Source organism: Ruegeria sp. G12, from assembly GCF_056533565.1.
Genome location: NZ_JBQFOO010000001.1, coordinates 77,574 through 101,176, shown reverse-complemented (window position 1 = coordinate 101,176; position 23,603 = coordinate 77,574). Strand labels below are relative to the sequence as shown.

The 23,603-nt window shown below is 60.7% G+C and carries 29 protein-coding genes; 14 read left to right on the top strand and 15 right to left on the bottom strand.

Annotated features, from left to right (window positions below; genetic code table 11):
- Window positions 1-55: 55 nt before the first annotated feature.
- Complete coding sequence (locus ACR0JN_RS00475; protein ID WP_480816746.1) at window positions 56-280, bottom strand: DUF1150 family protein; 225 nt, start codon at window positions 278-280, stop codon at window positions 56-58.
- A gap of 5 nt (window positions 281-285) precedes the next feature.
- Window positions 286-699 (bottom strand): Hsp20 family protein, encoded by a 414-nt coding sequence (locus ACR0JN_RS00470; protein WP_058275530.1) that lies wholly within the window; start codon window positions 697-699, stop codon window positions 286-288.
- Between the two features lie 164 nt (window positions 700-863).
- On the opposite strand from ACR0JN_RS00470, the gene ACR0JN_RS00465 reads away from it, so the two are divergent.
- The 4 genes from ACR0JN_RS00465 (at window position 864) to ACR0JN_RS00450 (ending at window position 3,460) form a co-directional block, all read left to right on the top strand.
- A complete protein-coding gene (locus ACR0JN_RS00465; RefSeq protein WP_010441787.1) occupies window positions 864-1,088 on the top strand; it encodes a YdcH family protein in 225 nt (74 codons plus the stop codon).
- A 64-nt stretch (window positions 1,089-1,152) separates the two neighbouring features.
- Window positions 1,153-1,638 carry a 5-(carboxyamino)imidazole ribonucleotide mutase gene (purE, locus tag ACR0JN_RS00460; RefSeq protein WP_480883396.1) on the top strand — a complete coding sequence of 162 codons (486 nt, stop codon included), beginning with the start codon at window positions 1,153-1,155 and terminating at the stop codon, window positions 1,636-1,638.
- Window positions 1,635-2,390 carry an NAD(P)-binding domain-containing protein gene (locus ACR0JN_RS00455; protein ID WP_480883395.1) on the top strand — a complete coding sequence of 252 codons (756 nt, stop codon included), beginning with the start codon at window positions 1,635-1,637 and terminating at the stop codon, window positions 2,388-2,390. Before purE ends, ACR0JN_RS00455 begins: the two co-directional genes overlap by 4 nt.
- Before the next feature lie 2 nt (window positions 2,391-2,392).
- Complete coding sequence (locus ACR0JN_RS00450; protein WP_480883393.1) at window positions 2,393-3,460, top strand: 5-(carboxyamino)imidazole ribonucleotide synthase; 1,068 nt, start codon at window positions 2,393-2,395, stop codon at window positions 3,458-3,460.
- A 60-nt stretch (window positions 3,461-3,520) separates the two neighbouring features.
- Here the strand turns inward: ACR0JN_RS00450 and ACR0JN_RS00445 are convergent, their stop codons facing one another.
- From ACR0JN_RS00445 to ACR0JN_RS00420, 6 genes are all read right to left on the bottom strand, one after another.
- The gene (locus ACR0JN_RS00445; RefSeq protein WP_480883391.1) at window positions 3,521-4,672 is read right to left on the bottom strand and encodes an alpha-D-ribose 1-methylphosphonate 5-triphosphate diphosphatase; all 1,152 of its coding nucleotides are present in this window, start codon (window positions 4,670-4,672) and stop codon (window positions 3,521-3,523) included.
- On the bottom strand, window positions 4,669-5,442 hold the full coding sequence (locus ACR0JN_RS00440) for an alpha/beta fold hydrolase (RefSeq protein ID WP_480883390.1): 774 nt from the start codon (window positions 5,440-5,442) through the stop codon (window positions 4,669-4,671). Before ACR0JN_RS00440 ends, ACR0JN_RS00445 begins: the two co-directional genes overlap by 4 nt.
- Window positions 5,443-5,481: 39 nt before the next feature.
- Window positions 5,482-6,324, bottom strand: a complete 843-nt coding sequence (locus ACR0JN_RS00435) for a DMT family transporter (RefSeq protein WP_480883388.1) — start codon at window positions 6,322-6,324, stop codon at window positions 5,482-5,484.
- A 243-nt stretch (window positions 6,325-6,567) separates the two neighbouring features.
- Entirely contained in the window at window positions 6,568-8,211 is a 1,644-nt protein-coding gene (groL, locus tag ACR0JN_RS00430) for a chaperonin GroEL (RefSeq protein WP_480816753.1), read from the bottom strand.
- Between the two features lie 54 nt (window positions 8,212-8,265).
- The gene (locus tag ACR0JN_RS00425; RefSeq protein WP_480612517.1) at window positions 8,266-8,553 is read right to left on the bottom strand and encodes a co-chaperone GroES; all 288 of its coding nucleotides are present in this window, start codon (window positions 8,551-8,553) and stop codon (window positions 8,266-8,268) included.
- A 164-nt stretch (window positions 8,554-8,717) separates the two neighbouring features.
- Window positions 8,718-9,392: a DUF2161 domain-containing phosphodiesterase gene (locus ACR0JN_RS00420; RefSeq protein WP_480883386.1), complete on the bottom strand. Its 675-nt coding sequence runs from the start codon at window positions 9,390-9,392 to the stop codon at window positions 8,718-8,720.
- Between the two features lie 118 nt (window positions 9,393-9,510).
- On the opposite strand from ACR0JN_RS00420, the gene ACR0JN_RS00415 reads away from it, so the two are divergent.
- The 4 genes from ACR0JN_RS00415 to ACR0JN_RS00400 all read left to right on the top strand — a co-directional run bounded on the left by ACR0JN_RS00415 (window position 9,511) and on the right by ACR0JN_RS00400 (window position 13,169).
- Window positions 9,511-10,491 (top strand): TraB/GumN family protein, encoded by a 981-nt coding sequence (locus ACR0JN_RS00415; protein ID WP_480883384.1) that lies wholly within the window; start codon window positions 9,511-9,513, stop codon window positions 10,489-10,491.
- A gap of 110 nt (window positions 10,492-10,601) precedes the next feature.
- Window positions 10,602-11,522 carry a manganese-dependent inorganic pyrophosphatase gene (locus ACR0JN_RS00410; RefSeq protein WP_480816756.1) on the top strand — a complete coding sequence of 307 codons (921 nt, stop codon included), beginning with the start codon at window positions 10,602-10,604 and terminating at the stop codon, window positions 11,520-11,522.
- Window positions 11,523-11,749: 227 nt separating this feature from the next.
- A complete protein-coding gene (locus ACR0JN_RS00405; RefSeq protein ID WP_480883382.1) occupies window positions 11,750-12,625 on the top strand; it encodes a TIGR01459 family HAD-type hydrolase in 876 nt (291 codons plus the stop codon).
- Between the two features lie 100 nt (window positions 12,626-12,725).
- Window positions 12,726-13,169 (top strand): MaoC family dehydratase, encoded by a 444-nt coding sequence (locus ACR0JN_RS00400; protein WP_480883380.1) that lies wholly within the window; start codon window positions 12,726-12,728, stop codon window positions 13,167-13,169.
- A gap of 25 nt (window positions 13,170-13,194) precedes the next feature.
- Here ACR0JN_RS00400 and ACR0JN_RS00395 read toward each other — a convergent pair whose 3' ends face one another.
- Window positions 13,195-13,803, bottom strand: a complete 609-nt coding sequence (locus ACR0JN_RS00395; RefSeq protein ID WP_480883378.1) for a DJ-1/PfpI family protein — start codon at window positions 13,801-13,803, stop codon at window positions 13,195-13,197.
- Between the two features lie 115 nt (window positions 13,804-13,918).
- Between ACR0JN_RS00395 and ACR0JN_RS00390 the strand changes: the two genes are divergently transcribed.
- The 3 genes from ACR0JN_RS00390 to ACR0JN_RS00380 are packed head-to-tail and all read left to right on the top strand — an operon-like array spanning window position 13,919 to window position 16,355.
- The gene (locus ACR0JN_RS00390; RefSeq protein ID WP_480883376.1) at window positions 13,919-14,851 is read left to right on the top strand and encodes a bifunctional riboflavin kinase/FAD synthetase; all 933 of its coding nucleotides are present in this window, start codon (window positions 13,919-13,921) and stop codon (window positions 14,849-14,851) included.
- Window positions 14,848-15,321 (top strand): YcgN family cysteine cluster protein, encoded by a 474-nt coding sequence (locus ACR0JN_RS00385; protein WP_480883374.1) that lies wholly within the window; start codon window positions 14,848-14,850, stop codon window positions 15,319-15,321. Before ACR0JN_RS00390 ends, ACR0JN_RS00385 begins: the two co-directional genes overlap by 4 nt.
- Window positions 15,321-16,355, top strand: a complete 1,035-nt coding sequence (locus ACR0JN_RS00380; RefSeq protein WP_480883372.1) for a threonine aldolase family protein — start codon at window positions 15,321-15,323, stop codon at window positions 16,353-16,355. The genes ACR0JN_RS00385 and ACR0JN_RS00380 overlap by 1 nt, the downstream gene beginning before the upstream one ends.
- Here ACR0JN_RS00380 and ACR0JN_RS00375 read toward each other — a convergent pair.
- Entirely contained in the window at window positions 16,312-17,160 is an 849-nt protein-coding gene (locus ACR0JN_RS00375) for an alpha/beta fold hydrolase (protein ID WP_480883370.1), read from the bottom strand. The genes ACR0JN_RS00380 and ACR0JN_RS00375 overlap by 44 nt on opposite strands.
- Window positions 17,157-17,759 carry a DsbA family protein gene (locus tag ACR0JN_RS00370; RefSeq protein ID WP_480883368.1) on the bottom strand — a complete coding sequence of 201 codons (603 nt, stop codon included), beginning with the start codon at window positions 17,757-17,759 and terminating at the stop codon, window positions 17,157-17,159. Before ACR0JN_RS00370 ends, ACR0JN_RS00375 begins: the two co-directional genes overlap by 4 nt.
- Before the next feature lie 108 nt (window positions 17,760-17,867).
- On the opposite strand from ACR0JN_RS00370, the gene ACR0JN_RS00365 reads away from it, so the two are divergent.
- From ACR0JN_RS00365 to ACR0JN_RS00355, 3 genes are all read left to right on the top strand, one after another.
- Entirely contained in the window at window positions 17,868-18,887 is a 1,020-nt protein-coding gene (locus tag ACR0JN_RS00365) for a ribose-phosphate pyrophosphokinase (protein WP_480816765.1), read from the top strand.
- 56 nt (window positions 18,888-18,943) lie between these two features.
- A complete protein-coding gene (rpiB, locus tag ACR0JN_RS00360) occupies window positions 18,944-19,393 on the top strand; it encodes a ribose 5-phosphate isomerase B (RefSeq protein WP_480883366.1) in 450 nt (149 codons plus the stop codon).
- Between the two features lie 255 nt (window positions 19,394-19,648).
- On the top strand, window positions 19,649-20,338 hold the full coding sequence (locus ACR0JN_RS00355; RefSeq protein ID WP_480883364.1) for a hypothetical protein: 690 nt from the start codon (window positions 19,649-19,651) through the stop codon (window positions 20,336-20,338).
- A gap of 45 nt (window positions 20,339-20,383) precedes the next feature.
- Here the strand turns inward: ACR0JN_RS00355 and ACR0JN_RS00350 are convergent, their stop codons facing one another.
- From ACR0JN_RS00350 to ACR0JN_RS00335, 4 genes are all read right to left on the bottom strand, one after another.
- A complete protein-coding gene (locus ACR0JN_RS00350) occupies window positions 20,384-20,734 on the bottom strand; it encodes an H-type lectin domain-containing protein (RefSeq protein WP_480883362.1) in 351 nt (116 codons plus the stop codon).
- A 115-nt stretch (window positions 20,735-20,849) separates the two neighbouring features.
- Window positions 20,850-21,260, bottom strand: a complete 411-nt coding sequence (locus ACR0JN_RS00345) for a F0F1 ATP synthase subunit epsilon (protein WP_480883361.1) — start codon at window positions 21,258-21,260, stop codon at window positions 20,850-20,852.
- 12 nt (window positions 21,261-21,272) lie between these two features.
- Window positions 21,273-22,697: a F0F1 ATP synthase subunit beta gene (gene atpD, locus ACR0JN_RS00340; RefSeq protein WP_480883359.1), complete on the bottom strand. Its 1,425-nt coding sequence runs from the start codon at window positions 22,695-22,697 to the stop codon at window positions 21,273-21,275.
- Window positions 22,698-22,717: 20 nt separating this feature from the next.
- Complete coding sequence (locus ACR0JN_RS00335) at window positions 22,718-23,593, bottom strand: F0F1 ATP synthase subunit gamma (protein ID WP_480883357.1); 876 nt, start codon at window positions 23,591-23,593, stop codon at window positions 22,718-22,720.
- Window positions 23,594-23,603: the final 10 nt, after the last annotated feature.

The following is a 23,603-nucleotide window of genomic DNA, read 5'->3' as shown; positions in this document are numbered from 1 at the left end:
GTGTCGCGCGTGTTGCGGGAAATGTCACGCCCCAAAACGGCGTGGAGGGGGCCGTTCAGTGAACGGCCACCGGCGACAGGTCGTGTTCGCGGGCCAGCACAAAGGCCAGTTTGCGGTCGGCCACAAGCGCCAGCTGCTGCCCGTCGGAATCGTGCACCGCATAAAGCTGATCCAGATCGCCCGCCTGATCGCGCAGATCGCGCGGCAGGTCCGCCACTTCGACGGTTTTCACGTAAACGATCCGATCACCTTCGGTGTTGATTTCAATCGGTGTATTCATAGCTCTTACCCCTTTCTTATGTTGATTGTCTGCACCACGGTTTCCGGCACGGCGCGGGTCAGGTCCACATGCAGCAGACCGTTCTCCATGATCGCCTCGCCGACCTCGACGCCGTCGGCCAGCACGAACATGCGCTGAAACTGACGCGCGGCGATGCCACGATGCAGGAATATGCGCCCCTCGCTGTCGTCACGTTGACGGCCCCGGATCACCAGTTGGCGATCCTCGATGGTGATCGACAGATCCTCCTCCGCGAACCCGGCCACCGCCAGGGTGATACGGTACGAAAAGTCCGAGGTCTGTTCGATATTATAGGGCGGATATCCTTCGTTTCCGGCCTTTGCAGACCGTTCCAGAAGGCGTTCCAGTTGCTCGAACCCCAAAAGATGCGGGTATGAGCCCAAGGTAAGTTTTGACACGGTGTCTCGTCCTTTTATGTCAAAGCGACGTATGGTGCGGCCCCGTTCCGGCAACCGCGTATGATAGAATATGGGAAGATACAGGGATGTCCACAAGGTCTGGCGGGATAAACCCGGACACACTATCTTGTGTGGCAAGCACCACCACAACCACCGAGTCGCCCATGAACGCGCCCACCGATCTTTCCATGAAAACAGATGAAGTTCTGCGCGTTGAGCTTGAGGTTTTTCGACGCCAGCACCGCGATCTGGATGAGGCGATTGAGGCGCTGCAGGCCAAGGGAACCTCGGACCAGTTGACGATCAAACGGCTGAAAAAGCAGAAACTGAGGCTGAAAGACATCATCCGCCTGATCGAAGATCGCCTGACCCCCGACATCATCGCCTGACGCATTGCCACGAAGGCGGATTTGGCTATAGTTCGCGCTCTTTGAAAAGCCGGGGACAGTGCGGATGGGTGAGATCAAAGTAGGCATCATTATGGGCAGCCAGTCGGACTGGCCCACGATGAAGGAGGCCGCTGATATTCTGGACGAGTTGGGCGTTGCTTACGAAAAACGCATCGTCTCGGCACATCGCACCCCGGACCGGTTGTGGGACTATGGCAAAACCGCTGTCGACCGTGGGCTGCAGGTGATTATTGCAGGCGCAGGCGGGGCGGCGCATTTGCCGGGCATGATGGCTTCAAAAACACGCGTTCCGGTGGTTGGGGTGCCGATCCAGACGCGGGCTTTGTCAGGGGTCGACTCTCTCTACTCGATTGTGCAGATGCCCAAGGGGTTCCCGGTTGCCACGATGGCTATCGGGGCCGCGGGAGGGGCCAATGCAGGCCTGATGGCTGCGGGAATTCTTGCTCTGCAGGATGAGGCTCTGGCCGCACGGCTTGATGCGTGGCGCGCCGCGCTGTCCGCTTCTATCGCCGAAGAACCCGAGGGATGAGCCGTATCGGCTTTGTCGGCACCGGGCATATTGCGGCCCCGATGGTGCGGTTTCTGGCGGCCAAAGGCCATGAGATTTCGGTGACGGAGCGCAACGCGCAGGTCTCGGCGCGATTGAAAGCCAAACTGGGTGTCACCATCGGTGCACCTCAGGCCGTGATCGACGCGTCAGAGATCGTGTTCCTCTGCCTGCGCCCGCATCTGGCGCAAGAGGTCCTGACGCCGCTCACCTTCCGCGCGGATCAACAGATCGTATCGGTCATGGCCGCAGTGCCTGCGGCACAACTGGCGGTGCTCTGCGCCCCTGCGTCTGATTTTGTGCAGACCATTCCGTTGGGCTTTTTGGAAGCGGGCGGTTGCCCCTTGGCAGCCTTTGGCAATGACCGCCTTCTGGCCTATCTTTTCGAACCTGAAAACCCCGTGGTCAAAGTGGCGGATGAGGCGGCGCTGAACGCCCATTTCGCGGTTTGCGCCATGGTGCCGGGCCTGCTGGATCTGTTGGCCACTGGCGCGGACTGGCTGGCCGGGGAAACCGGCGATGCGGACGGGGCGGAATTTTATACAACCCAATTGGTTGCGGGCTTTCTTTCCGTCATGGAAAAGGGCAAAGCGGGGCTGCTGGCGCAGGAACGCGACGCGCTGGCAAAAGATGGCACTCTGAGCCTGCAGATGACGGAAACCCTGCGCGCGGGCAAAGCGCATGAGGCGTTACACACGGCGTTGACCGCCATTGGGAAACGGTTGGAGACCTGACGATGACAGACATGCTCGCCCCCGGCGCAACGATTGGAATTCTGGGCGGTGGTCAACTGGGCCGGATGCTGTCGGTCGCAGCGGCGCGGCTGGGGTTTCTGACCCATATCTTTGAACCCGGCGCAAACCCACCCGCCGGACAGGTGGCAGACCGCATCACGACCGCCGCCTATGAGGACGCCGAGGCGCTAAAGGCCTTTGCCGACTCGGTCGATGTGATCACCTATGAATTCGAAAACATCCCAACGCAGGCGCTGGACCTGCTGGAGGCACACCGTCCGATCCGACCGGGGCGCGAGGCGCTGCGGGTCAGTCAGGACCGGCTGACCGAAAAGACCTTTCTTCAGGGTCTGGGCCTGCACACCGCCCCCTTCGCCGATATCACCGATCTGGACAGCCTGAGTGCGGCGATTGACGAGATCGGAACGCCTGCCATTCTGAAAACCCGCCGGTTCGGTTATGACGGCAAGGGCCAGGCCCGGCTGCGCGCGCCCGAGGATGCGGAAAGCGCGTTAGCGGAAATGGCCGGGGCGCCTTCGATCCTTGAGGGGTTTGTTGATTTCAGCCACGAGGTCTCGATCATCGCTGCGCGCGGTCTGGACGGTCAGGTCGCCTGTTTCGATCCGGGTGAGAACGTGCACCGGGAGGGCATCCTGCGCACCACCACCGTTCCCGCACGCCTGCCCCCGGCCCGGCGCACCGATGCGGTTCTACTGGCCGCCAACATCCTGAACGCTCTGGACTATGTCGGGGTCATGGGGGTCGAGCTGTTTGTGACGCCGGGCGGTCTGATCGTGAACGAGATTGCGCCGCGGGTGCATAACTCGGGCCATTGGACGCAGAATGGCTGCGCCGTTGACCAGTTCGAACAGCATATCCGTTCTGTGGCGGGTTGGCCTTTGGGTGACGGGCAGCGGCATTCGGATGTGGTGATGGAGAACCTGATTGGTCACGACATGGATCGGGTGCCCGAACTGGCGCGCGAGCGGGATGTGGCGTTGCATCTGTATGGCAAGGCCGAGGTCAAGCCGGGCCGGAAGATGGGGCACTTCAACCGGATCTTGCGCTGAGAAATCGCGCTGACGCGCGATGCCTCCGGCGGGGATATTTTTGGCCAGATGAAGCGCGGATCAGGTGACGAACCGGGCCGCGATATCCCCGGCCATGTAGCTGACCCGCCCCGCCGCAAAGGTGGCGGCCACGCGGTGGGTCTGCGCCTCCAGAATGGTCAGGTCCGCGCGTTTTCCTGCGGTCAGCGTGCCCCGGTCCGTCAGGCCCAGCACGCGGGCGGGGCCAGAGGAAACCAGTGCCCAGGCTTCGGCCATATCCAGCAGGCCGGATTTGGCCAGCATCAGCGCGGCGCGGCGCGGGCTGGGATAGTGGTAGTCCGAGGCCAGCGCATCGCACAGCCCCATCGTGATCAGGTCCAGCGCGCTGGCATTGCCCTTGTGCGACCCGCCGCGCACCACGTTGGGGGAGCCGAGGATGATGTGATCCCCGGCGGCGCGAGCGGCCTCGGCGGCCTCGAGTGTTTCGGGGAATTCCGAGATCGTCGCGCCGACCTGCCGCCACCACGCGCGGGTCTCAGAAGTTGCGTCGTCATGACTGCCCATCCGAACGCCTAGCCGGTTCAGGTCGGCGCAAAGTGCCGTGAGCGCGGATGGAACTTCGTCCCTGCGGGCATGCATGGTTTGCAACATCTCCAGATGCGCCTCGGGGCTGCGTCCGGCTTTCAGGGCCTGCCCGGTCAGGCGGGGCGGCGTGCGGCCCTGCGCCAGACGGTCGTGCGGCAGGTGATCGTTGAACACCACGTAAGGCACCTGCCAGTCGGCAATGCGCTGTGGCAGACCATCGTAGTCGTCCAGCATGTGCGTCTCGAACCGCAATTGCGGGATCAGATCGGTGACGGTGCTTTCTTCGACCGAAGCAATGGCTCCGAAGACTTGCGCGGCGAAGTCCGGGCCGCGCACCCCGCCTTCCCAACTGTAGAACTGGGCCAGAACGGCGGTTGTTATTCCGTTGGCCGCCAGTTCGGCCTCGACCGACAGGATGCCCTGATCCATCTGTTTCATCGCACCTCGGCGCGGCGCGATGTGGCGTTCGAACCCGTCGCCATGCAGATCCACGATCCCCGGCAGAACCAGATATCCGGTCAAGTCGATCCGGCGACCTGTCGCGCTGTTGCTGACCAGACCCTCCGCAATCGCCAGATCGGTGCGCGTCAGTCCATGTTCCGGCAACAGAACCTCTGCGCCGGTCAGCGTTAGGTCTAACGCAGTCATTCGCTGGGCTCCGAGTCGGGTTCCGAGCAATCCAGCCCGATGCAAATCTCGTCAATCGCATCCAGCACCCCGTCCAGCCAGGTGATCTGCGGGTCAAACTGGCCGAACTCGATAAAATGCAGTGCTTGCGCCATCACACGCGGATTGTTCATCATGAAGGTATGGGTCACGGGCAGAACAATGTGATCCGCCATCCCCTCGACCTTGGTGGTCTCGATCGAGACCTTGCCGTCATCCTTGCCGTCAATCATCGATGAAAACAGCGGGTTCAGGGAGTTTTCGCCCGCAATCACGCCCAGTTCGAAATCAACAGGCGGCAGCTTTCGCGGGATCCCCTCGGGGCCGGTGCCGAGCGCCAGACCGGCGGGACCGTTCAGCATGCCGAACACCTCCCACGCGCCAAGCTCATCCACAAGCTGGCTGCCCTGATTGGGCGGGCCAAGCATGACGACGCGGCCCAGATTGTCCGGGTGATTGTCCTGCAGCCAATAGCGCAACAGGATACCGCCCATGGAATGCGCCACAACATTGATCGTGTCGTCACCACAGGCGGCAAACGCATCTGGTAGCGTCTGGTCGGCAAGATCGGGAATGGGCAGGTCGGTCGACGGATACCCCGGGCGCACCACGGTATAGCCGTGTGCTTTAAACAACTGCTCCATGACCGTGAAAGACGCCTCGGTCCGTGCAAGACCGTGCAGCAGCACGACGCATTTGGCCTGAGCCGCAGCCGGAACAAGGAACAGAAACAGGGCGAGCAGGTATCTCATAAGCCGCCAGATAAAGCCTAACAGGGGCGGATTAAACCCCTAACGCGGCTTCCGTTGCAGCACCGCCAGCGCAATGCCGCCCAGAACCAGCGCCGCCCCAAGGATCAGACGCAGGCTGGCGACCTCGCCCAAAAGCACAACACCCGCGACTATGGCGATGATCGGAACGCTCAGTTGCACAACAGCCGCCGTTGTAGGAGCAAGTTGCGGCAGAACCCTGTACCAGAGCGCATAGCCCATCCCCGACGTCACCCCTCCGGACAGAGCCGCCAGCAGATAGCCCGCTCCGGTCATATGCCAGCCTCCGCCCGTCGCGAGCAAAGCCAAACCCGTAATGGGCAGCGCCACGATGAAATTTGCTGCTGTTCCAGCCAGCGCATCCGGTTCAGTCCGCCCGACCAGCGAATAGATCGCCCAGCCGATTCCCGCAGCGGTCATTAGCCCAGCGCCCAAGGGATCGACCTGAACGGCCCCGGACGGCCACAGCACATAGGTCAACCCAACCAGCGCAATCACCGCCCCGGAAATCTGCCGACCCGTTGGCGCGCCACCGGTGGCAGAACTGACGGCAAACATCGTGATCTGAACGACTCCGAACAGGATCAACGCGCCAAGGCCTGCGTCCAGCGTTAGATAAGCAATTGAAAACCCGACCATATAAAGCGACAGCGCGCCCGCACCCGCAATCCTGCGCCGGTTGCGCAGGGGCAGATGCCCTCGCCTCAAGAACACCAGAACGGTTAGAACAACCGCGCCGGACAGAACTCGCACCACTGCAAAACCCGCCGGGTCGCTCGCGCCGCTGTATATGGCCAGACGGTTTAGAATGGAATTCGCCGCAAAGGCGCACATGGTCAAAGCGGTAAGCAGAAACAGTCGCATATCAACCGCATAGCGGGTTCAGCAGGGTTTGCACACTCACTTTCGCGCAACCAGCAACCCGCCCTTCTTCTGTTCAAAAATACCTCCGCCGGAGGCATGCCCGCCCAGCGGGCATTCCAAACGAAACGGGGCCGCCCAAAGGCGACCCCGTCAATCTTGTGCTGCGCCCCTTTTTGGCAGCTTGGCCATTTGGCCAAGCGCCTGTCGGGGTCGTCAGAATTCGCCAAGGCGAATTCGACGTGCTTACATCATGCCGCCCATGCCGCCCATGTCGGGCATGCCACCGGCAGGTGCCGCGCCTTCTTTGGCGGGCTTGTCAGCAACCATCGCTTCAGTGGTGACCAGCAGACCAGCAACCGATGCCGCATCTTCCAGAGCAGTACGCACAACCTTGGCCGGGTCGATCACACCGAACGAGAACATGTCGCCATATTCTTCGGTCTGAGCGTTGAAGCCGAATGCTGCGTCAGCCGATTCACGGACTTTGCCAGCAACAACTGCACCGTCAACGCCTGCGTTTTCAGCGATCTGGCGCAGCGGCGATTCGATGGCCTTGCGCACGATGTTGATGCCTGCATCCTGATCAGCGTTTGCACCTTCCAGATCGTTCAGCGCTTTACCGGCCTGAACCAGAGCGACACCGCCGCCAACAACAACGCCTTCCTGAACGGCAGCACGGGTCGCGTTCAGAGCATCGTCAACGCGGTCTTTACGCTCTTTCACTTCCACTTCGGTCATGCCGCCGACACGGATAACGGCAACACCGCCTGCCAGTTTGGCAACGCGCTCTTGCAGCTTCTCACGGTCGTAGTCCGACGAAGTTTCTTCGATCTGAGTGCGAATCTGAGCAACACGTGCTTCGATCTCGGCTTTCTCACCAGCACCGTCGACGATGGTGGTTTCGTCTTTGGTGATCTCGATCTTCTTGGCGGTGCCCAGCATGTCCATGGTGACGGACTCGAGCTTCATGCCCAGATCTTCGCTGATGACCTGACCGCCGGTCAGGATTGCGATGTCCTGCAGCATGGCTTTGCGGCGATCGCCGAAGCCCGGTGCTTTGACAGCAGCAATTTTCAGGCCGCCGCGCAGTTTGTTGACCACGAGGGTCGCCAGCGCTTCGCCTTCAACGTCTTCCGCGATGATCAGCAGCGGCTTTTGCGACTGGATCACCTGCTCCAGCAGCGGAACCATCGGCTGCAGCGAGGACAGTTTCTTTTCGTGCAGCAGGATCATGCAGTCGTCGAGCTCTGCGATCATCTTGTCTGCGTTGGTGACGAAGTAAGGCGACAGGTAGCCACGGTCGAACTGCATACCCTCGACAACATCGGTCTCGGTTTCCAGACCTTTGTTTTCTTCGACGGTGATGACGCCTTCGTTGCCAACCTTTTGCATCGCGTCCGCGATCTGCTGGCCGATTTCGGCTTCGCCGTTGGCCGAAATGGTGCCAACCTGAGCAACTTCTGCCGAGTCTTTAACTTCACGCGAAGCCGACTTGATGCCTTCAACAACCTTGGCGGTTGCCAGGTCGATGCCGCGCTTCAGGTCCATCGGGTTCAGGCCCGCTGCAACCTGCTTCAGGCCTTCGCGAACGATGGACTGAGCCAGAACGGTTGCGGTGGTGGTGCCGTCACCGGCTTCGTCATTGGTGCGGCTGGCGACTTCTTTTACCATCTGCGCGCCCATGTTTTCGAACTTGTCTTCCAGTTCGATTTCCTTGGCAACCGATACACCGTCTTTGGTGATGCGCGGTGCGCCGAAGGATTTGTCCAGAACCACGTTGCGGCCCTTGGGGCCCAGGGTCACTTTAACCGCATCGGCCAGGATGTTCACACCTGCCAGCATACGGTTGCGCGCGTCTGTTTCGAACTTGACGTCCTTAGCAGCCATGTCGTTTCTCCTTGAGAAATATGTTTGGAATAAAGATCAGAGAAAGCGTGCCGCTTACTCGATGATCCCCATGATGTCGCTTTCTTTCATCATCAGCAGCTCTTCGCCGTCGATGGTGACCTCGGTGCCCGACCATTTGCCGAACAGGATTTTGTCACCGGCCTTTACGGCCATCGCGATCAGCTCGCCGCTGTCCTTACGTGCGCCTTCGCCGGTCGAGACAACCTCGCCTTCGCTGGGCTTTTCTTTTGCACTGTCAGGAATGATCAGGCCGCCTGCGGTTTTCTCTTCGCTTTCAACGCGACGGACCAGCACACGGTCGTGAAGCGGTTTCAATGCCATCTTTGCAGCTCCTTGGGCTCAAAGTTTATCTATCCTCCCCTCGCCGGATGACGAGGCGTTAGCACTCATGCTTGCTGAGTGATAACGACGCATAGCTAGGGGGTCGAAAACCCCGAGTCAACAAGACGTGAAAGATTTTTTGGCATTGGGGGCTTATCGGCGGATCAGTCGGCCTCTTCCCAACTGTAAGCCCAGTGTTTAAGCCCCTCGGCCCCCTCGGATGTAAGCCCGTAGATACCCTTTTCAATCTTCTCAAACCACCCGTAGTGGTTTTCCCGCATCAGCCGTGTAGCCACCGGTACGCCGACTGATTTGGCCACCTCGGACCCTTTGGTCGGGCCGTGTTCGGCCAGATGCGCAGCGCATTTCAAAGCGTCTTGTCGATAGGCTGTCACGATCCCGTGGCGCGTTGCGCCGCCGGAATTCGGATCGCCCTCCAACCGGTCAAACTCGCGCAGCAGGCGCGCGGTTCTTGCCTTGTCCTTACGGGGCGCATATGGGCCGGGATCGCACTGCACCTCGACCCGCCCGTCAGCCCGAACCGTGATCAGACCCAACCCCAGCCTGCGGCACAGGGCAAGGTTGTCCTTCAACGCCCGCCGCGCAGACCGCCCTTTGGGCTTGCAGACCGCGATATAGACCTGATCGGTGATCCTGAGCCGGGCAATCGCCTGATGGAACAAGGCAAGCGAGAACCGCAGTTTCAACTCAACAATGACCGGGTCTTCGCCATCGCGCATGGCCACCACATCGGCAGCACCGACCTCACCCTTGACGGTGTAGCCCTGATGCTCCAGCAGCGCCTTGATCGGAGGGTACAAATCCTGCTCGCGGTCCATGCCTGCATGCTATTCGAAATGCTCAGGAATGCCAGAGTTGCGGCACCGGGCCGCTTGCATGAAATGCGCGGGCACGGCTATGTCTGGGCGCAACCCCTTCGTCCGAATGGATCGACCTATGCGCCTGATGATGTTCATTGCCTTCCTGTTGCTACCCGCGTCTGCCCATGCGGCGTGTGAGGGGCGCGACCTCCGGCTCGACCTGACGCCCGAGCAACGGCAAGAGTTGCAGCTTGCCATGGCCGACATCCCGTTTCCGGAAGGCAACCACTGGATTGCGCGGAAAGGCGATACGGTTCTGCATCTGATCGGCACCCTGCACACAACCGACCCGCGCATGGAGGCGGTTGTCGATCGTCTGACCCCTACGCTCAGCCAGGCGGATGCGTTTTACTTCGAGGTTACGCAGAGCGAAATGGAGGCGTTCGAACAGGGTTTGGCCAAAGACCTCAGCCCGGTGATGATCACCTCTGGCCCGACCCTGATTGACCTAATACCCGAAGAGGATTGGGCCACGCTATCCGCAACGCTAGCCGAGCGCGGCATTCCTAGCTGGATGGCCGCCAAGATGCGGCCCTGGTTTCTGAGCATGATGCTGGGCGTGCCGCCGTGCCTGCTGCAAAACCCGGATGCGAACCACGGAATGGATGCCCGCCTGACCGAACTGGCCGAAGCGAAAAACATCCCGCAGCATTCGCTGGAACAGATCGCAGACCTTGTGGCGATGTTCGACAGCCACACGATCGAGGAACAGGTGCAGTCCCTCTTGCGCCTGTCCGGTGCCATTCAAGGCAGCGAAGATCAACTGACCACGCTGGCCAACGCCTATATCGAAGAGAAACACGCCGAGATCATGCAACTGGCGCGCATTCACGGGCTGGAGGTTTCAGGCCTTGAGCCAGAGGTGTTCAACGCCGAATGGAGCGGCTTCGAACAGCAGATGCTGGTCGACCGGAACGCCAACTGGATGCGGCACATTCTGGCGATCACGGACCAAACCGTCGTCATCGCGGTGGGGGCAGGACACTTAAGCGGCGAACACGGCCTTCTGCACCAGTTGCAGCAGGCAGGCTACACCTTGACCCGCGCGCCATTCTGACCGAAACCGGCGATTTCAAGACCAACCGCCGCAGAGGCAATGCTGCCGGGTGACAACCCGCCCCGACGGCCCTATAAGGCGCGCAAATTTATCATCCTCAGGACCCTGACATGACAACGCTCGTATTTGGCCACAAATCCCCCGACACCGATTCCACAGGCTCTCCGATCCTGTGGTCCTGGTACCTGAACGAAGTCAAAGGTGAGACGACCGAACCGGTACTGCTGGGAGAACCCAACACCGAAGCAGCTTTCATGCTGGACAATTGGGACCTGCCCAAGCCGCGCATCATCGAAGACTTGGCCGCGGACACGCCCGTTGTGATCGTCGACACCAACAACCCGGCAGAACTGCCCGCCTCGATCAACGACGCAGATATCCGCGCCATCATCGACCACCACAAGCTGGTCGGCGGTCTGGAAACCAAAGGCCCCATCGACATCACCGTGCGCCCGCTGGCTTGCACCGCGACCATCATGGTCGATCTGATGGGCGATGACGCGGCCAAGATGCCCGACGCCATCAAAGGCGCGGCCCTGACCTGCATCCTGTCCGACACGCTCGAGTTCCGCTCGCCCACCACCACCGCCCATGACCGCGCCGTTGCCGAAAAACTGGCAGCTGAGCTCGAGCTAGACATCTCGGCCTATGCCGCCGACATGTTCGCGGCGAAATCGGATGTCTCCTCCTTCTCGGACGCCGAGTTGCTACGCATGGACAGCAAGGAATACGAGGTCGACGGCACCAAATTCCGCGTCTCGGTTCTGGAAACCACCGCACCGGGCGTCGTACTGGACCGCAAAGCGAGCCTGGCGGACTCGATGGTGGATGTCGCCAAGGAAGATGGCGTCGATCAGGTTCTGCTGTTCGTCGTGGACATTCTGAACGAAGAAGCAACCCTGCTGGTGCCCAACGATCTGGTCAAAGGCGTGGCCGAAAAGAGCTTTGGCGCATCGGTCGATGGAGACGCGGTTGTGCTGCCCGGCATTATGAGCCGGAAAAAGCAGATCATCCCCAATCTCAAGGTCTGAGACCCACCAATCAGCGCCCTTCGGGGCGCTTTTTTCTTGCGAGGCTCTGCCTCGCGCTCCGGGATATTTAGAGCCAGATGAATAAAGGATCCCCTGCTTCATCTGGCCAAAAATATCCTGGGGGAGTCGCCCGAAGGGCGGCGGGGGCAAAGCCCCCTACTGGCCAAACGGGTCAGGCTCTGCCATAGGCTTGGGCAGCCATCCTGCTGTACCAACAAGGGCCTGTCATGACTCAGATCGTCCACACGCTTGCCGAAATCTCTGACCGCTACAAGGCGCTGTTCGTCGATCTTTGGGGCTGCGTCCACAACGGCATCACCGCCTATCCCGAGGCCGTCGCCGCCCTTCAGGCGTACCGGCAGAAAGGCGGGACCGTGGTGTTGGTGACAAACTCCCCCAAACCGCGCGCCGGGGTGGCTACGCAATTGACCCAATTCAACGTGCCTGCGGATGCCTATGACACCATCGCCACCAGCGGAGATTCAGCGCGGTCCGCGATGTTCCGCGGGGCCGTTGGCCACAAGGTTTACTTCATGGGCGAGTGGGGGCGCGACGCGGGCTTTTTCGAGCCGCTGAAACTGTTGCATCACCCAATCCACATTGAGCGCGTCCCACTCGATCAGGCCGAGGGCATCGTCTGCTGCGGCCCGTTCGATCCGATGGCCGACCCCGACGTTAACCGCCCCGATTTCCTCTATGCCAAGCAGATGGGCCTGAAGCTGCTCTGCGCCAATCCCGATATCGTGGTGGACCGGGGTGAGGTGCGCGAGTGGTGCGCCGGGGCGCTGGCCAAGCTCTATACCGAAATGGGCGGTGAGAGCCTGTATTTCGGCAAACCCCATCCTCCGATCTACGATCTGGCCCGCCGCAGGCTGCAGGAACTGGGTGTTGATGTGTCCGACAGCGACAGCCTCGCCATCGGCGACGGCCCCCATACGGACATCCTGGGCGGCATGGGCGAGGGAATCGACACGCTCTTTATTTCCGGCGGGCTGGCGGCGGCGGAGACCAAAACGTCGCACCACCCGCACCATGAGTCTCTAAAGGACTATATCCAAAGGGAAAATATCAATCCCACCTACACGATCGGCCGCCTGCGGTAGCCAGAAAAGGCTTGATTTTCTGCGCTTGCGAAGTAATAAAGTTACCGATCTGGGGTGACTTTAGTTTCTTTGTTACCCTTTGAATGCGAGCGAGGGTAACATGTTGGACAATCTTCCGCGCGGAACGATCTGTATCGAAGACATCGAAATGGGTATGACCCGGCACCTGCGCAAAGTGGTGACGGATGAAGATATCGAGATGTTCGCTCAGGTCTCGACCGACCGGAATCCGGTGCATCTGGACGATGATTATGCGCGCGACACGATCTTCGAAGGGCGCATTGCGCATGGGATGCTGACGGCCGGTCTGATCTCGGCCGTGATCGGCGAGCAACTGCCCGGCCACGGCACGGTCTATATGGGGCAGTCGCTGAAATTCCTCGCTCCGGTGCGGCCCGGCGACATGGTCCATGCCGAGGTCAAGGTGATCGACATCGACTTCGCCAAGCGCCGGGTCAAGCTGGATTGCCATTGCGCGGTCGAGGGCAAAAAGGTGCTGGTGGGCGAGGCGATGGTTCTGGCCCCCTCGCGGAAATTCGACTGACGCGCAGGCTAAGAAACGGCTTTTCTCAGACCAAACCGTACAGTTTCGCGAACGGATCCCGGTCTTTGTCGCGGTGCCAGCTGTATTCGCACCATTTCGCAACTGACTCGGCCATCTCGACCCCGTGCATCGCGGCAATGGCCCCCAGCGTCATGTCCATCCCGGCTGACACGCCGGACGAGGTGAAGAACGGCCCGTCCTCGACCCAGCGCGCCTGACGGACCCAGTCGACATTGGGGCCTTGCGTGGCGACCCAGTCAAAGGCGGCCTTGTTGGTGGTGGCGCGACGCCCATCCAGCAGGCCAGCCCGCGCAAGCAGGGCGCTGCCGGTGCAGACACTCAGGGTGAATTCGGCGGTTTCAGAAACCCTCGTGATCCATTGAAGAAGGTCTGTGTTTTCAACCTCGCGCCGTGTGCCTGCGCCGCCCGGCACGAACACGATGTCGTAGTCAGTGCTATCGCGGGTGGACCGGGTGGCCTGGGCCGCCAGTTTCTGATTGCTGGCAACCGCGCCGGTTTCTTCGGCCACCAGCGTCAGGTCGAACTTATCTTGCAGCAAACCGAACATTTCCATCGGGCCGAAAACATCCAGCAATTCAAAGCCCGGAAAAATAAGGGCTGCGATCTTTCTCATCCCGGCACTCCCTTTTGGTTTCCCGATGGTAGGCGCGCCGGAGATGCGCGTTAAGCCCAAAGGTCAGGGCAATCAGGTGCTTGAACCCGTCCCCCAGTCCCGCTAGGCAAGCTGCATGCAGATCATCCGGGATTTCCAGTTTGTCGACCCTGAGGACCGAGGCGCCAGTGTGGCCATCGGCAATTTTGACGGGGTGCATGTCGGGCATCGCTCAGTCATTGAACTGGCCCGCAACGCTGCGCCCGATGCCCCATTGGGCGTGCTGACATTCGAGCCGCACCCGCGCGAGTATTTTGCACCCGATGCGCCGCCTTTCCGGTTGATGCGGGGCAATGCGCGAGCACACCGGTTGCAAAAGCTGGGTGTGCAGAAACTGTATGAACTGCCGTTCAATGCAGCACTTGCCGGGCTGTCCCCCGATGAGTTCGCCCGCAACGTCGTCTGCGACGGGCTGGGTCTGTCACATGTGGTCGTGGGCGCCGATTTCTGCTTTGGCAAAGGCCGCAGCGGCACGGCGCAGGATATGGCGCAGTTTGGGGAAGAGATGGGGTTTGGCGTGACAATCGCTCCGCTGATGGAAAAAACCGACAGCGTTGTGTCTTCGACCGCGATCCGAACTGCACTCAGCGAAGGTCGCCCCCGCGATGCGGCGGCGATGCTGGGGCATTGGCACCGGATCGAAGGCACGGTGATCGGGGGCGAACAGCGAGGGCGCGAACTGGGCTTTCCCACCGCCAATATGTCGATCGAAGGGCTGCACCCGCCGAAGTTCGGTGTCTACGCGGTGCTTGTCGACGTGCTGGATGGCCCGCATAAGGGCAGCTATCACGGCGCGGCCTCGGTCGGGGTCCGGCCCATGTTTCAGGGCGAATTGCCCAATATCGAAACCTTCCTGTTTGACTTCTCGGGCGACCTGTACGGCGCGACCCTGTCCGTCGGTCTGGTCGACTTCCTGCGCCCCGAAATGACCTTTGACGGGCTGGGCAGGCTGATCGCCCAAATGGATGCGGATTGCGAACAGGCGCGCGGCCTTCTGGCGGTGCTATGAGCGACGATCCCATTGATCGCTCTGGTCTGGCCCACAGGTTCTGGGAACGCAAACCCCTGCGCAAAATGAACCAGCGCGAGTGGGAGGCGCTGTGTGACGGCTGCGGCAAGTGCTGCCTGAACAAGCTGGAAGACGAGGATTCGGGCGAGGTCGCACTGACCTGTGTTGCCTGCCGCCTGCTGGACGATGAAAGCTGCCGCTGCACCCAATACGACATCCGGCATCAATTCGTGCCCGAATGCATCGTGATGACCCCCGACAATATCGACAGCCACGCCTATTGGCTGCCGCAGACCTGCGCCTATCGGTTGCTGTGGGAAGGCAAACCGCTTTACGACTGGCACCCGTTGCTATCTGGTACGCCGGACAGCGTACACCGCGCAGGCGTGTCGGTTCAGGGACGTACGGTGTCCGAGTTCGAAACACCCATGGAAGAATGGGAAGACTATATCATCGAGGAGCCCAGCTGATGTACTTCGCCTCTGACAATTCCGGCCCCGTTCATCCGCAGGTCATGGCAAAACTGGCCGAGGCCAATCAGGGCTATCAGATGGCCTATGGCGCGGACACCCTGATGAACGAGGTACGGGATCGCATCCGCAGTATCTTCGAGGCTCCGGACGCGGCGGTTTATCTGGTGGCGACGGGTACGGCGGCGAATTCGCTGGCTTTGGCGACGCTTTCCCAGCCGTGGGAGACGGTGTTCTGCTCTCCGGTCGCGCATATCCACGAAGACGAATGCAACGCGCCCGAGTTTTACACCGGGGCCAAGCTGACTCTTGTGCCCGGCGGCGACAAGATGACCGCCGAGGCCCTACGCGAGACGATCCTGAAGGAAGAAACCCGCGGCGTGCACGGCCCGCAACGCGGCCCTGTTTCGATCACGCAAGTGACCGAGCGAGGATCGGTTTATTCGCTAGAGGAAATGCAGGCGCTCTGCGCAGTGGCCAAAGAGTTTGACCTGCCGGTGCATATGGATGGCGCACGGTTTACCAACGCCCTGGTCGCACTGAATTGCTCGCCCGCCGAGATGACGTGGAAATCGGGTGTGGATGCGGTCAGTTTCGGCGGCACCAAGAACGGGCTCATGGGGGTCGAGGCGGTTGTTTTCTTTGATGAAAGCAAGGCGTGGGAGTTCGAGCTGCGCCGCAAACGCGGGGCGCATCTGTTTTCCAAGCACCGCTATTTGTCGGCTCAGATGGCGGCCTATCTGCAGGACGACCTATGGCTGAAACTGGCACGTCAGGCCAATGACAGCTGCGCCCGTCTGGCGGATGGGCTGCGCGCCAAAGGGGCCTCGTTCCTGCATGAGCCGCAGGCCAATATGGTCTTCGCCTCTTTCCCGCGCGCCAAGCACCGGCAATTGCACGAGGCGGGGGCGGTCTATCACCTGTGGGGCGATGAGTTGGAGGGCGAAGACGAGGCAGAAGACCTCGCCTGCAGGCTGGTCTGCGACTGGTCTATTGAAGCGGATCAGATCGACCGGTTTCTGGCCCTTCTGTAGGGAGGCTGCGCCAGAAGTCCTGAACCAGCGCGGCAGTTTCGCGGGGGTGCGTGATCGGCAGCATATGCCCCGCCCCGTCGACAATCGCGCTGGTGGCTGAGGGCAGCCGCGTTCTCAGACCTTCGCAGATAGCCGGAAGAACCGGGTGCGTGTCCGTGCCCGCCAACAACAGAACCGGCATCGAGGCGCGACCAAGTCTGGCCGTGTCAAGCAACTGCGCAGCATCGTCAAACAATGCGCCGTGGACTGCCGGAACCACATCGATCCCCCGGATCATCGCCGCGCGGGTGCGGTCCGGCAGGTCCGGCCATTTCGGACCCGAGGATGCCCCCCACATCCGGTTGAACAGCCGGGCGGCCATGGCGGTATCTCCGGCCGCGAACGCGTCGTCTACCGGCTGCGCGTCCCGTTCGTGTCGGGCGAACAACTCGGGGGCGTCATGCCGGGCGACCGCAAAGAACACCGGCTCTATCAACACCGCGCTGCGCACCCGTTCAGGGCATTCGATGCACAGGCGCAGAGCGATCATCGCGCCGAAGGAATGACCGATGATGTCCATCGGTGCGATCAGCTGGTCCTTGGCATGGGCCGTAACCGCGTCGAAGTAATCGCTGTGACCGTCCCAATCCGGGCTGCGGCCATGCGAGAGCATATCCGGGGCGACCAGTGTGGCATCGCCAAGCGCCTGTGACATGCCCGACCACGCGCCGGAATGCGCCAGAGTGCAATGTAGGGCGAGGGCATGTCGCGCGCCCTCTCCCATCTTCCTTACATATACGGACGGGGTCGCCGGGTCGGTCGTCACCCCTTCATCTCAGCCAGATGCCGGTCCAGTTCATCCAGCCTGTCCTGCCCCCAGAATCGCTGATCGTCGGGCGTGATGTAGAAGGGCGCGCCGAACACGCCGCGCTCGACCGCCTCCTCCAGATTGGCGGCATAAGTCTCGGCCCCGACCAACAGGCCGCTGTTTGCAAGCGCCGGATCAAACCCAGCCTGCGACAGGCAATCGCGGATCACATCATCCTGCGCCACGTCTTTTTCCTCGGCCCAGCAGGCGCGCAGGATCGAATAGCACAGCTTACCGATGTCACCCGATCCATCCTTGGTCGCGGCTATGATCGCGTAAGAGGACGGGGCCGCATTGGTCGGCCAATGCGCGGGCTGCAGGTTGAACGCCATGCCCAAACCGCGCGACTGCCGCAGCAACTCCTGCGCGCGGTATTCGACGCGCGAGATGTGCCGGTCCTTCGGCGCAGTGCCGCCGGTCCGCCCAAACAGGGCGATAATATCCAGCGGCTTGTATTTGATCGTGGCCCCGTGCTTCGCCGCTACTTCCTCAAGCCGTGTGCCCGCCAGGTAGGTGTACGGCGAAATTGTCGCAAAATAGTAGTCAATCTGGGCCATCTTCACTTTCTCCGCTGCGTTATCTTTGCGGAACGGTAAGGCCATGCTAAGCGGTGTCAACATCACGAATCTGTCACATTGCCATTGCTGCCCGGGGACCTTCAGCCGATGCCGACACTTCACGAACCCAAGCTGATCGCTGGGAACGCCAATCTTCCGCTTGCCGAAACCATCGCCCGCCGCATGAGCCTGCATCGCGGCGTCAACCAGGGTCTGGTCGATGCCCGCGTCGAACGCTTCAATGATGGCGAGATTTTCGTCGAGGTTTTCGAGAATGTCCGCGGCGAGGATATGTTCATCATCCAGCCGACCTCGAACCCGGCCAATGACAACCTGATGGAGCTGCTGATCATCGCCGACGCGCTGCGCCGGTCGTCGGCCCAGCGGATCACCGCTGTCATTCCCTATTTCGGCTATGCCCGTCAGGACCGTCGCACCAAGGCCCGCACGCCGATTTCGGCCAAGCTGGTCGCCAACATGCTGACCGGAGCGGGGATCGAGCGTATCCTGACCATGGACCTGCACGCGGCGCAGATTCAGGGCTTCTTCGATATGCCGGTCGACAACCTCTATGCGTCGCCGATCTTTGCGCTGGACGTGCAGAACCAGTTCAAAGGCCGGATGGATGAGATCATGGTCGTCTCGCCGGATGTGGGCGGTGTGGCCCGCGCGCGCGAACTGGCCAAGCGTATCAACGCCCCGCTCTCGATCGTGGACAAGCGCCGTGAGAAAGCCGGTGAAGTGGCCGAGATGACGGTTATTGGCGACGTAAAAGACAAAATCTGCCTGATCATCGACGACATCTGCGACACCGCCGGAACGCTCTGCAAAGCAGCACAAGTCCTGATGGATAACGGCGCAAAAGAGGTGCATTCCTATATCACGCACGGCGTCATGAGCGGCCCTGCAGTTGAACGCGTCACCGGTTCTGTCATGAAATCTCTGGTTTTGTCAGATACGATCCAGCCCACCCCCGAGGTCGCAAGCGCCGCCAATATCCGCATCGTACCCACCGCACCGATGTTTACGCAGGCGATCCTGAACATCTGGAACGGAACCAGTGTGTCGTCCCTGTTCGAGGACGAAACCCTGAAACCGATTTACGAGTCCCTCTATCATATGGACTGAGGTCTGGACGGTGCGCCTATTGCCCCGGACACATTCAACGACAGGATGACGCCGCTATGACTGCCGCAAACCGCATCGTTCTTTCCAGTGACCACGCCGCCATCGCGTTGCGGCAGGCGGTCGCCGACCACGTCGCCGCCAAAGGCTGGGAGGTCGTGGATATCGGCCCTACAACCCCCGAAAGTACGCATTACCCCAAGCACGGCAAGGCCGCAGCGCAGGCCGTCGCCTCGGGCGATTGTCAGCTGGGCATCGTGCTGTGCGGCACCGGGCAAGGCATCATGATGGCCGCAAACAAAGTGCCTGGCATCCGCTGCGGCGTCTGTTCGGACGCTTTCTCGGCCCGCATGATCCGCGCACATAACGACGCCAACATGCTGTCCATCGGCGCACGGGTCGTCGGCGAAGGACAGGCACTGGACATCGTCGACGCATTTCTGAGCTCCGAGTTTGAAGGCGGTCGCCACGCCACGCGGGTGGGTATGATTGAGGGGTTGGACGGCTAGCCCCCCCGAAATGACGCCAGTCGTGGCGCGTCTTTGCGCCTGCAGACACGGATAACGCCCGTTCCTTAGGTGGTTTTCTGCGCGCGCCTAAATGGCCTTTAGTCCGTTTCATACCTGTGATCTCAGCGCGGATAGTCGGCTGTCGGTCCGGATCACGGATTGTTGCCGACGGCGTCGTGATCCGACCAATTGTCACCACAATCCCGGTTCACTGTGACAGCGGAAAGCAAATTCGAAATCAGGAATTTTCACCCTATGTCCAACGCAAGTTTTGAAGATCGCATTCGGCGTCTTAATGCCAAATCTCCGCAACTGCAGCCTGCCCACTCAAGCGGCCCCAATGCGGGTCCGACCCGAACTTCCAAATCGGGTTTGCCAAAGCTGATTATCGGAGCCCTCTTTCTGAGCGTTGGCGGAAAGGTTCTGAAGAATACAAATGAAAACTACGAAGCCATCCGAGACGGAAGCGGGATAGAAACGGCTGTCGGATACAGCCTTGCCGGGCTGGCGGTTTTTTGCATCGGGATTATTGTAGTTGTGCGCGGATTGTTCGCGTCACGCCGACGGCGCAAAAGCTTTGGGGCTCCTGGCGCAACTTCCGCTGAACAAGCACGTCGAAAGGCATCGGGAAAAGCGCGGTTCGTCGCCTCATCGCTTGGTTTCACATTTGGAGTTGGAGCCTGCGTTGCCCTGTTCCTTTCGGCGATGGTCGCACCCATCGATACGGAAGTCGCGCGTCACTTTTTTCGCAATGCCTCTCTGATATTGCTTCTTCTGATTTTTGTCACAACGCTCATAGGTTTCGTCGGAATATTTCTCCGCGGATATGCGCTTGGTCGCGTGCCGCTTTACTTCCTGTTTGGTGCCTTGATTGCCTTTTCCGCCTTACGTATTTCAGGCGTCGGCCTCAGCGAACTGGAACCTTTCCTGCCTGCTCTTCAATAAGCTCGTCATTGAAGCAAGGGGGCAAAGGTCGGGAACAGGTGCGCTCTACGAAATATCCCAGTCATCCGCATGCGCCACCTCTCCGATTGCCATCCAGGTGACGCGGATGCGGGCGATGCGGGTGTCGGACCAGGTTCGGAACACGGCGTTGAAGCCTTTGGGGGTGATATCTTCGGCCTGAACTTCGGCGCGCAGGGCCGAGGATGTGTCCACATCCCATAGCGACACGCCGATCTGGACCACGGGGGCCGAGCGGAACGGCTCGGAGAAGCGGATCGCGGTGCGGCGTTCTCGGGGGCCGTCTCCGGTCCACATCTCGCCACCATCGGCAAACTCGGAAAACAACACTTCTTCGCCCTGATCAATACCGATGGGATGGGTCTGAAACTTCTTCATTTCGCGATCATTATTATTGAATTCCCGAAACTTACCGCGAACCCCCGGCAAAAGCACGACAAAAAAACGGCCCCGCAATCGCGAGGCCGCTCATATTTTCAACGCTTTCAGAACCTTACAGGCTCATATGCGTTCCAAGGGCTTCCATATCGGCCAGCAGCTTGGCGGCGTCGTCGACAATCGTCTGATCGTCACCGGCCTTTGCGGCCTCGTGCGAGGCGCGGGCTTCGGCGATCATGTCATCCAGATGCGACCGGGTCACTTCACCAACCGGAATGGCCTTTTCGGCCAGAACCGACAGGCTGTCGCCGTTGATCTGCGCAAACCCGCCGGTGACCAGGTATTCGCTGGACCCTTCGGGTGCCTCAACCTTCAGCAGACCGGGGCGCAGCGTGGTGATGGTGGGGGCATGGTCGGGCATTGCCGTCATGTCCCCGTCCGCGCCGGGAATCTGGACCGCGGTGGCCTCAAGCGAAGCAAGGCTCCGCTCGGGGCTGACGAGGTCGAATTGCATCGTGTTTGCCATCAGGGATACTCCTTAGGCGGCTTCTGCGGCCATCTTCTCGGCTTTGGCGATCACTTCTTCGATGCCGCCAACCATCAGGAAGGCCGCCTCGGGCAGGTGGTCGTATTCGCCAGCCACAACGGCCTTGAACGACGAGATGGTGACATCCAGAGGAACCTGAACGCCAGGGCTACCGGTGAAGACCTCGGCCACGTCGAACGGCTGCGACAGGAAGCGTTCGATCTTACGGGCACGGGCCACGGTCAGTTTGTCTTCTTCCGACAGTTCGTCCATGCCGAGGATGGCGATGATGTCCTGCAGCGACTTGTAGCGCTGGAGGATCTGCTGAACATCGGTCGCAACCTTGTAGTGCTCTTCGCCAACAATCGCCGGGTCAAGCAGACGCGAGGTCGAGTCGAGCGGGTCCACGGCGGGGTAGATACCCTTTTCCGAGATCGCACGGTTCAGAACGGTGGTCGCATCGAGGTGCGCAAACGAGGTCGCAGGCGCAGGGTCGGTCAGGTCGTCCGCAGGAACATAAATCGCCTGCACCGAGGTGATCGAACCGGCTTTGGTCGAGGTGATGCGTTCCTGCAGCGCGCCCATGTCGGTGGCCAGCGTCGGCTGGTAGCCCACAGCAGAAGGAATACGACCCAGCAGAGCCGAAACCTCGGAACCCGCCTGCGTGAAGCGGAAGATGTTGTCGACGAAGAACAGAACGTCGGTACCGGACTGGTCGCGGAACTGCTCGGCCAGGGTCAGACCTGTCAGAGCAACACGCGCACGCGCTCCCGGAGGTTCGTTCATCTGACCGTAAACCAGTGCAACCTGCGAGTCCGACAGGTTGTCGGGCTTGATCACGTTCGATTCGATCATTTCCCAGTACAGGTCGTTGCCTTCACGGGTCCGTTCACCAACACCCGCGAACACCGAGAAGCCCGAGTGCACTTTTGCGATGTTGTTGATCAGTTCCATGATGAGAACGGTTTTGCCAACGCCGGCACCGCCGAACAGGCCAATCTTACCGCCTTTGGCGTAGGGGGCCAGCAGGTCAACAACCTTGATGCCGGTCACCAGAATTTCCGACTCGGTCGACTGTTCGTCGAACTCGGGCGCGGGCTGGTGGATGGCGCGGGTCTCGGTTGCTTCAACCGGGCCCTTTTCGTCGATCGGCTCACCCACAACGTTCAGGATGCGGCCCAAGGTGGCGTTGCCAACCGGAACCGAGATCGGTGCGCCGGTGTCGGTCACGGCTTCGCCGCGGACCAGACCTTCGGTCGCGTCCATCGCGATGGTACGGACGGTGTTTTCACCCAGGTGCTGAGCAACTTCCAACACCAGGCGCTTGCCGTTGTTGGTGGTTTCCAGCGCGTTCAGAATTTCAGGCAGCTGATCTTCGAAGTGCACGTCGACGACGGCCCCGATGATCTGTGTGACTTTGCCTTTTGCATTCGCCATGTTTCGTCTCCGGTATGTCTCTACAGCGCTTCGGCGCCGGAAATAATTTCAATCAGCTCGTTGGTGATCACGGCCTGACGCGAGCGGTTGAACTGGATCGTCAGCTTGTCGATCATTTCACCCGCGTTGCGTGTCGCGTTGTCCATTGCAGACATCCGTGCACCCTGTTCAGACGCTCCGTTTTCGAGCAGAGCCGAGAAGATCGCAGTCGCAACCCCCTTGGGCAGCAGGTCGGCCAGAATGGCCTCTTCGCTGGGCTCGTAGTCGAAAATGGCACCGCTGTCGTCACCCTCGGTTTCCTCGAACGAGGCGGGGATAACCTGCTGTGCCGTCGGGATCTGGGTCACGACGTTGACGAACTTCGAATAGAAGATCGTAGCAACGTCGAACTCACCCCCGTCAAAGCGCGACAGGACGTCCTTGGCGATGTCTTGCGCGTTGGAATAGCCCAGACGCTTGACCTCGCTCAGGTCAATATGCCCAACGAACAGATCGGCAAAGTCGCGCTTCAGGGCGTCGCGACCCTTTTTACCAACGGTCAGAACCTTGACCGTCTTGCCTTTGCCGCGCAGCTCTTCCGCTTTGGCGCGGGCAAGCTTGGCGATGTTCGCGTTGAAGCCGCCGCACAGGCCGCGCTCAGCTGTCATGACAACCAGCAGATGGACATCATCACTGCCCGTACCCCGGAGCAGTTTGGGGGCGCTGTCGCTGCCCCCGACCGATGCCGCCAGCCCCGCCATCACGGCATTGAACCGCTCGGCATAGGGGCGCGAGGCTTCGGCAGATTCCTGGGCACGGCGCAGTTTTGCAGCCGCGACCATCTGCATGGCCTTGGTGATCTTGCGGGTCGATTTGACCGACTCGATCCTGTTTTTAAGGTCCTTCAGACTAGGCATCGGAACCCCC

What these genes read in the sequence shown, in the direction of transcription:
- ACR0JN_RS00440 (WP_480883390.1), bottom strand. Translation starts at nt 5,442, where the DNA reads ATGAGATACCTGCTCGCCCTGTTTCTGTTCCTTGTTCCGGCTGCGGCT.
- ACR0JN_RS00385 (WP_480883374.1), top strand. Translation starts at nt 14,848, where the DNA reads ATGAGCGACGATCCCATTGATCGCTCTGGTCTGGCCCACAGGTTCTGG.
- ACR0JN_RS00455 (WP_480883395.1), top strand. Translation starts at nt 1,635, where the DNA reads ATGAGCCGTATCGGCTTTGTCGGCACCGGGCATATTGCGGCCCCGATG.
- ACR0JN_RS00450 (WP_480883393.1), top strand. Translation starts at nt 2,393, where the DNA reads ATGACAGACATGCTCGCCCCCGGCGCAACGATTGGAATTCTGGGCGGT.
- ACR0JN_RS00465 (WP_010441787.1), top strand. Translation starts at nt 864, where the DNA reads ATGAACGCGCCCACCGATCTTTCCATGAAAACAGATGAAGTTCTGCGC.
- ACR0JN_RS00355 (WP_480883364.1), top strand. Translation starts at nt 19,649, where the DNA reads ATGTCCAACGCAAGTTTTGAAGATCGCATTCGGCGTCTTAATGCCAAA.
- ACR0JN_RS00335 (WP_480883357.1), bottom strand. Translation starts at nt 23,593, where the DNA reads ATGCCTAGTCTGAAGGACCTTAAAAACAGGATCGAGTCGGTCAAATCG.
- ACR0JN_RS00425 (WP_480612517.1), bottom strand. Translation starts at nt 8,553, where the DNA reads ATGGCATTGAAACCGCTTCACGACCGTGTGCTGGTCCGTCGCGTTGAA.
- ACR0JN_RS00405 (WP_480883382.1), top strand. Translation starts at nt 11,750, where the DNA reads ATGACTCAGATCGTCCACACGCTTGCCGAAATCTCTGACCGCTACAAG.
- rpiB (WP_480883366.1), top strand. Translation starts at nt 18,944, where the DNA reads ATGACTGCCGCAAACCGCATCGTTCTTTCCAGTGACCACGCCGCCATC.
- atpD (WP_480883359.1), bottom strand. Translation starts at nt 22,697, where the DNA reads ATGGCGAATGCAAAAGGCAAAGTCACACAGATCATCGGGGCCGTCGTC.
- ACR0JN_RS00475 (WP_480816746.1), bottom strand. Translation starts at nt 280, where the DNA reads ATGAATACACCGATTGAAATCAACACCGAAGGTGATCGGATCGTTTAC.
- ACR0JN_RS00365 (WP_480816765.1), top strand. Translation starts at nt 17,868, where the DNA reads ATGCCGACACTTCACGAACCCAAGCTGATCGCTGGGAACGCCAATCTT.
- ACR0JN_RS00400 (WP_480883380.1), top strand. Translation starts at nt 12,726, where the DNA reads ATGTTGGACAATCTTCCGCGCGGAACGATCTGTATCGAAGACATCGAA.
- ACR0JN_RS00390 (WP_480883376.1), top strand. Translation starts at nt 13,919, where the DNA reads ATGCAGATCATCCGGGATTTCCAGTTTGTCGACCCTGAGGACCGAGGC.
- ACR0JN_RS00435 (WP_480883388.1), bottom strand. Translation starts at nt 6,324, where the DNA reads ATGCGACTGTTTCTGCTTACCGCTTTGACCATGTGCGCCTTTGCGGCG.
- groL (WP_480816753.1), bottom strand. Translation starts at nt 8,211, where the DNA reads ATGGCTGCTAAGGACGTCAAGTTCGAAACAGACGCGCGCAACCGTATG.
- ACR0JN_RS00420 (WP_480883386.1), bottom strand. Translation starts at nt 9,392, where the DNA reads ATGGACCGCGAGCAGGATTTGTACCCTCCGATCAAGGCGCTGCTGGAG.
- ACR0JN_RS00445 (WP_480883391.1), bottom strand. Translation starts at nt 4,672, where the DNA reads ATGACTGCGTTAGACCTAACGCTGACCGGCGCAGAGGTTCTGTTGCCG.
- ACR0JN_RS00345 (WP_480883361.1), bottom strand. Translation starts at nt 21,260, where the DNA reads ATGGCAAACACGATGCAATTCGACCTCGTCAGCCCCGAGCGGAGCCTT.
- ACR0JN_RS00350 (WP_480883362.1), bottom strand. Translation starts at nt 20,734, where the DNA reads ATGAAGAAGTTTCAGACCCATCCCATCGGTATTGATCAGGGCGAAGAA.
- ACR0JN_RS00370 (WP_480883368.1), bottom strand. Translation starts at nt 17,759, where the DNA reads ATGGCCCAGATTGACTACTATTTTGCGACAATTTCGCCGTACACCTAC.
- ACR0JN_RS00410 (WP_480816756.1), top strand. Translation starts at nt 10,602, where the DNA reads ATGACAACGCTCGTATTTGGCCACAAATCCCCCGACACCGATTCCACA.
- purE (WP_480883396.1), top strand. Translation starts at nt 1,153, where the DNA reads ATGGGTGAGATCAAAGTAGGCATCATTATGGGCAGCCAGTCGGACTGG.
- ACR0JN_RS00415 (WP_480883384.1), top strand. Translation starts at nt 9,511, where the DNA reads ATGCGCCTGATGATGTTCATTGCCTTCCTGTTGCTACCCGCGTCTGCC.
- ACR0JN_RS00395 (WP_480883378.1), bottom strand. Translation starts at nt 13,803, where the DNA reads ATGAGAAAGATCGCAGCCCTTATTTTTCCGGGCTTTGAATTGCTGGAT.
- ACR0JN_RS00380 (WP_480883372.1), top strand. Translation starts at nt 15,321, where the DNA reads ATGTACTTCGCCTCTGACAATTCCGGCCCCGTTCATCCGCAGGTCATG.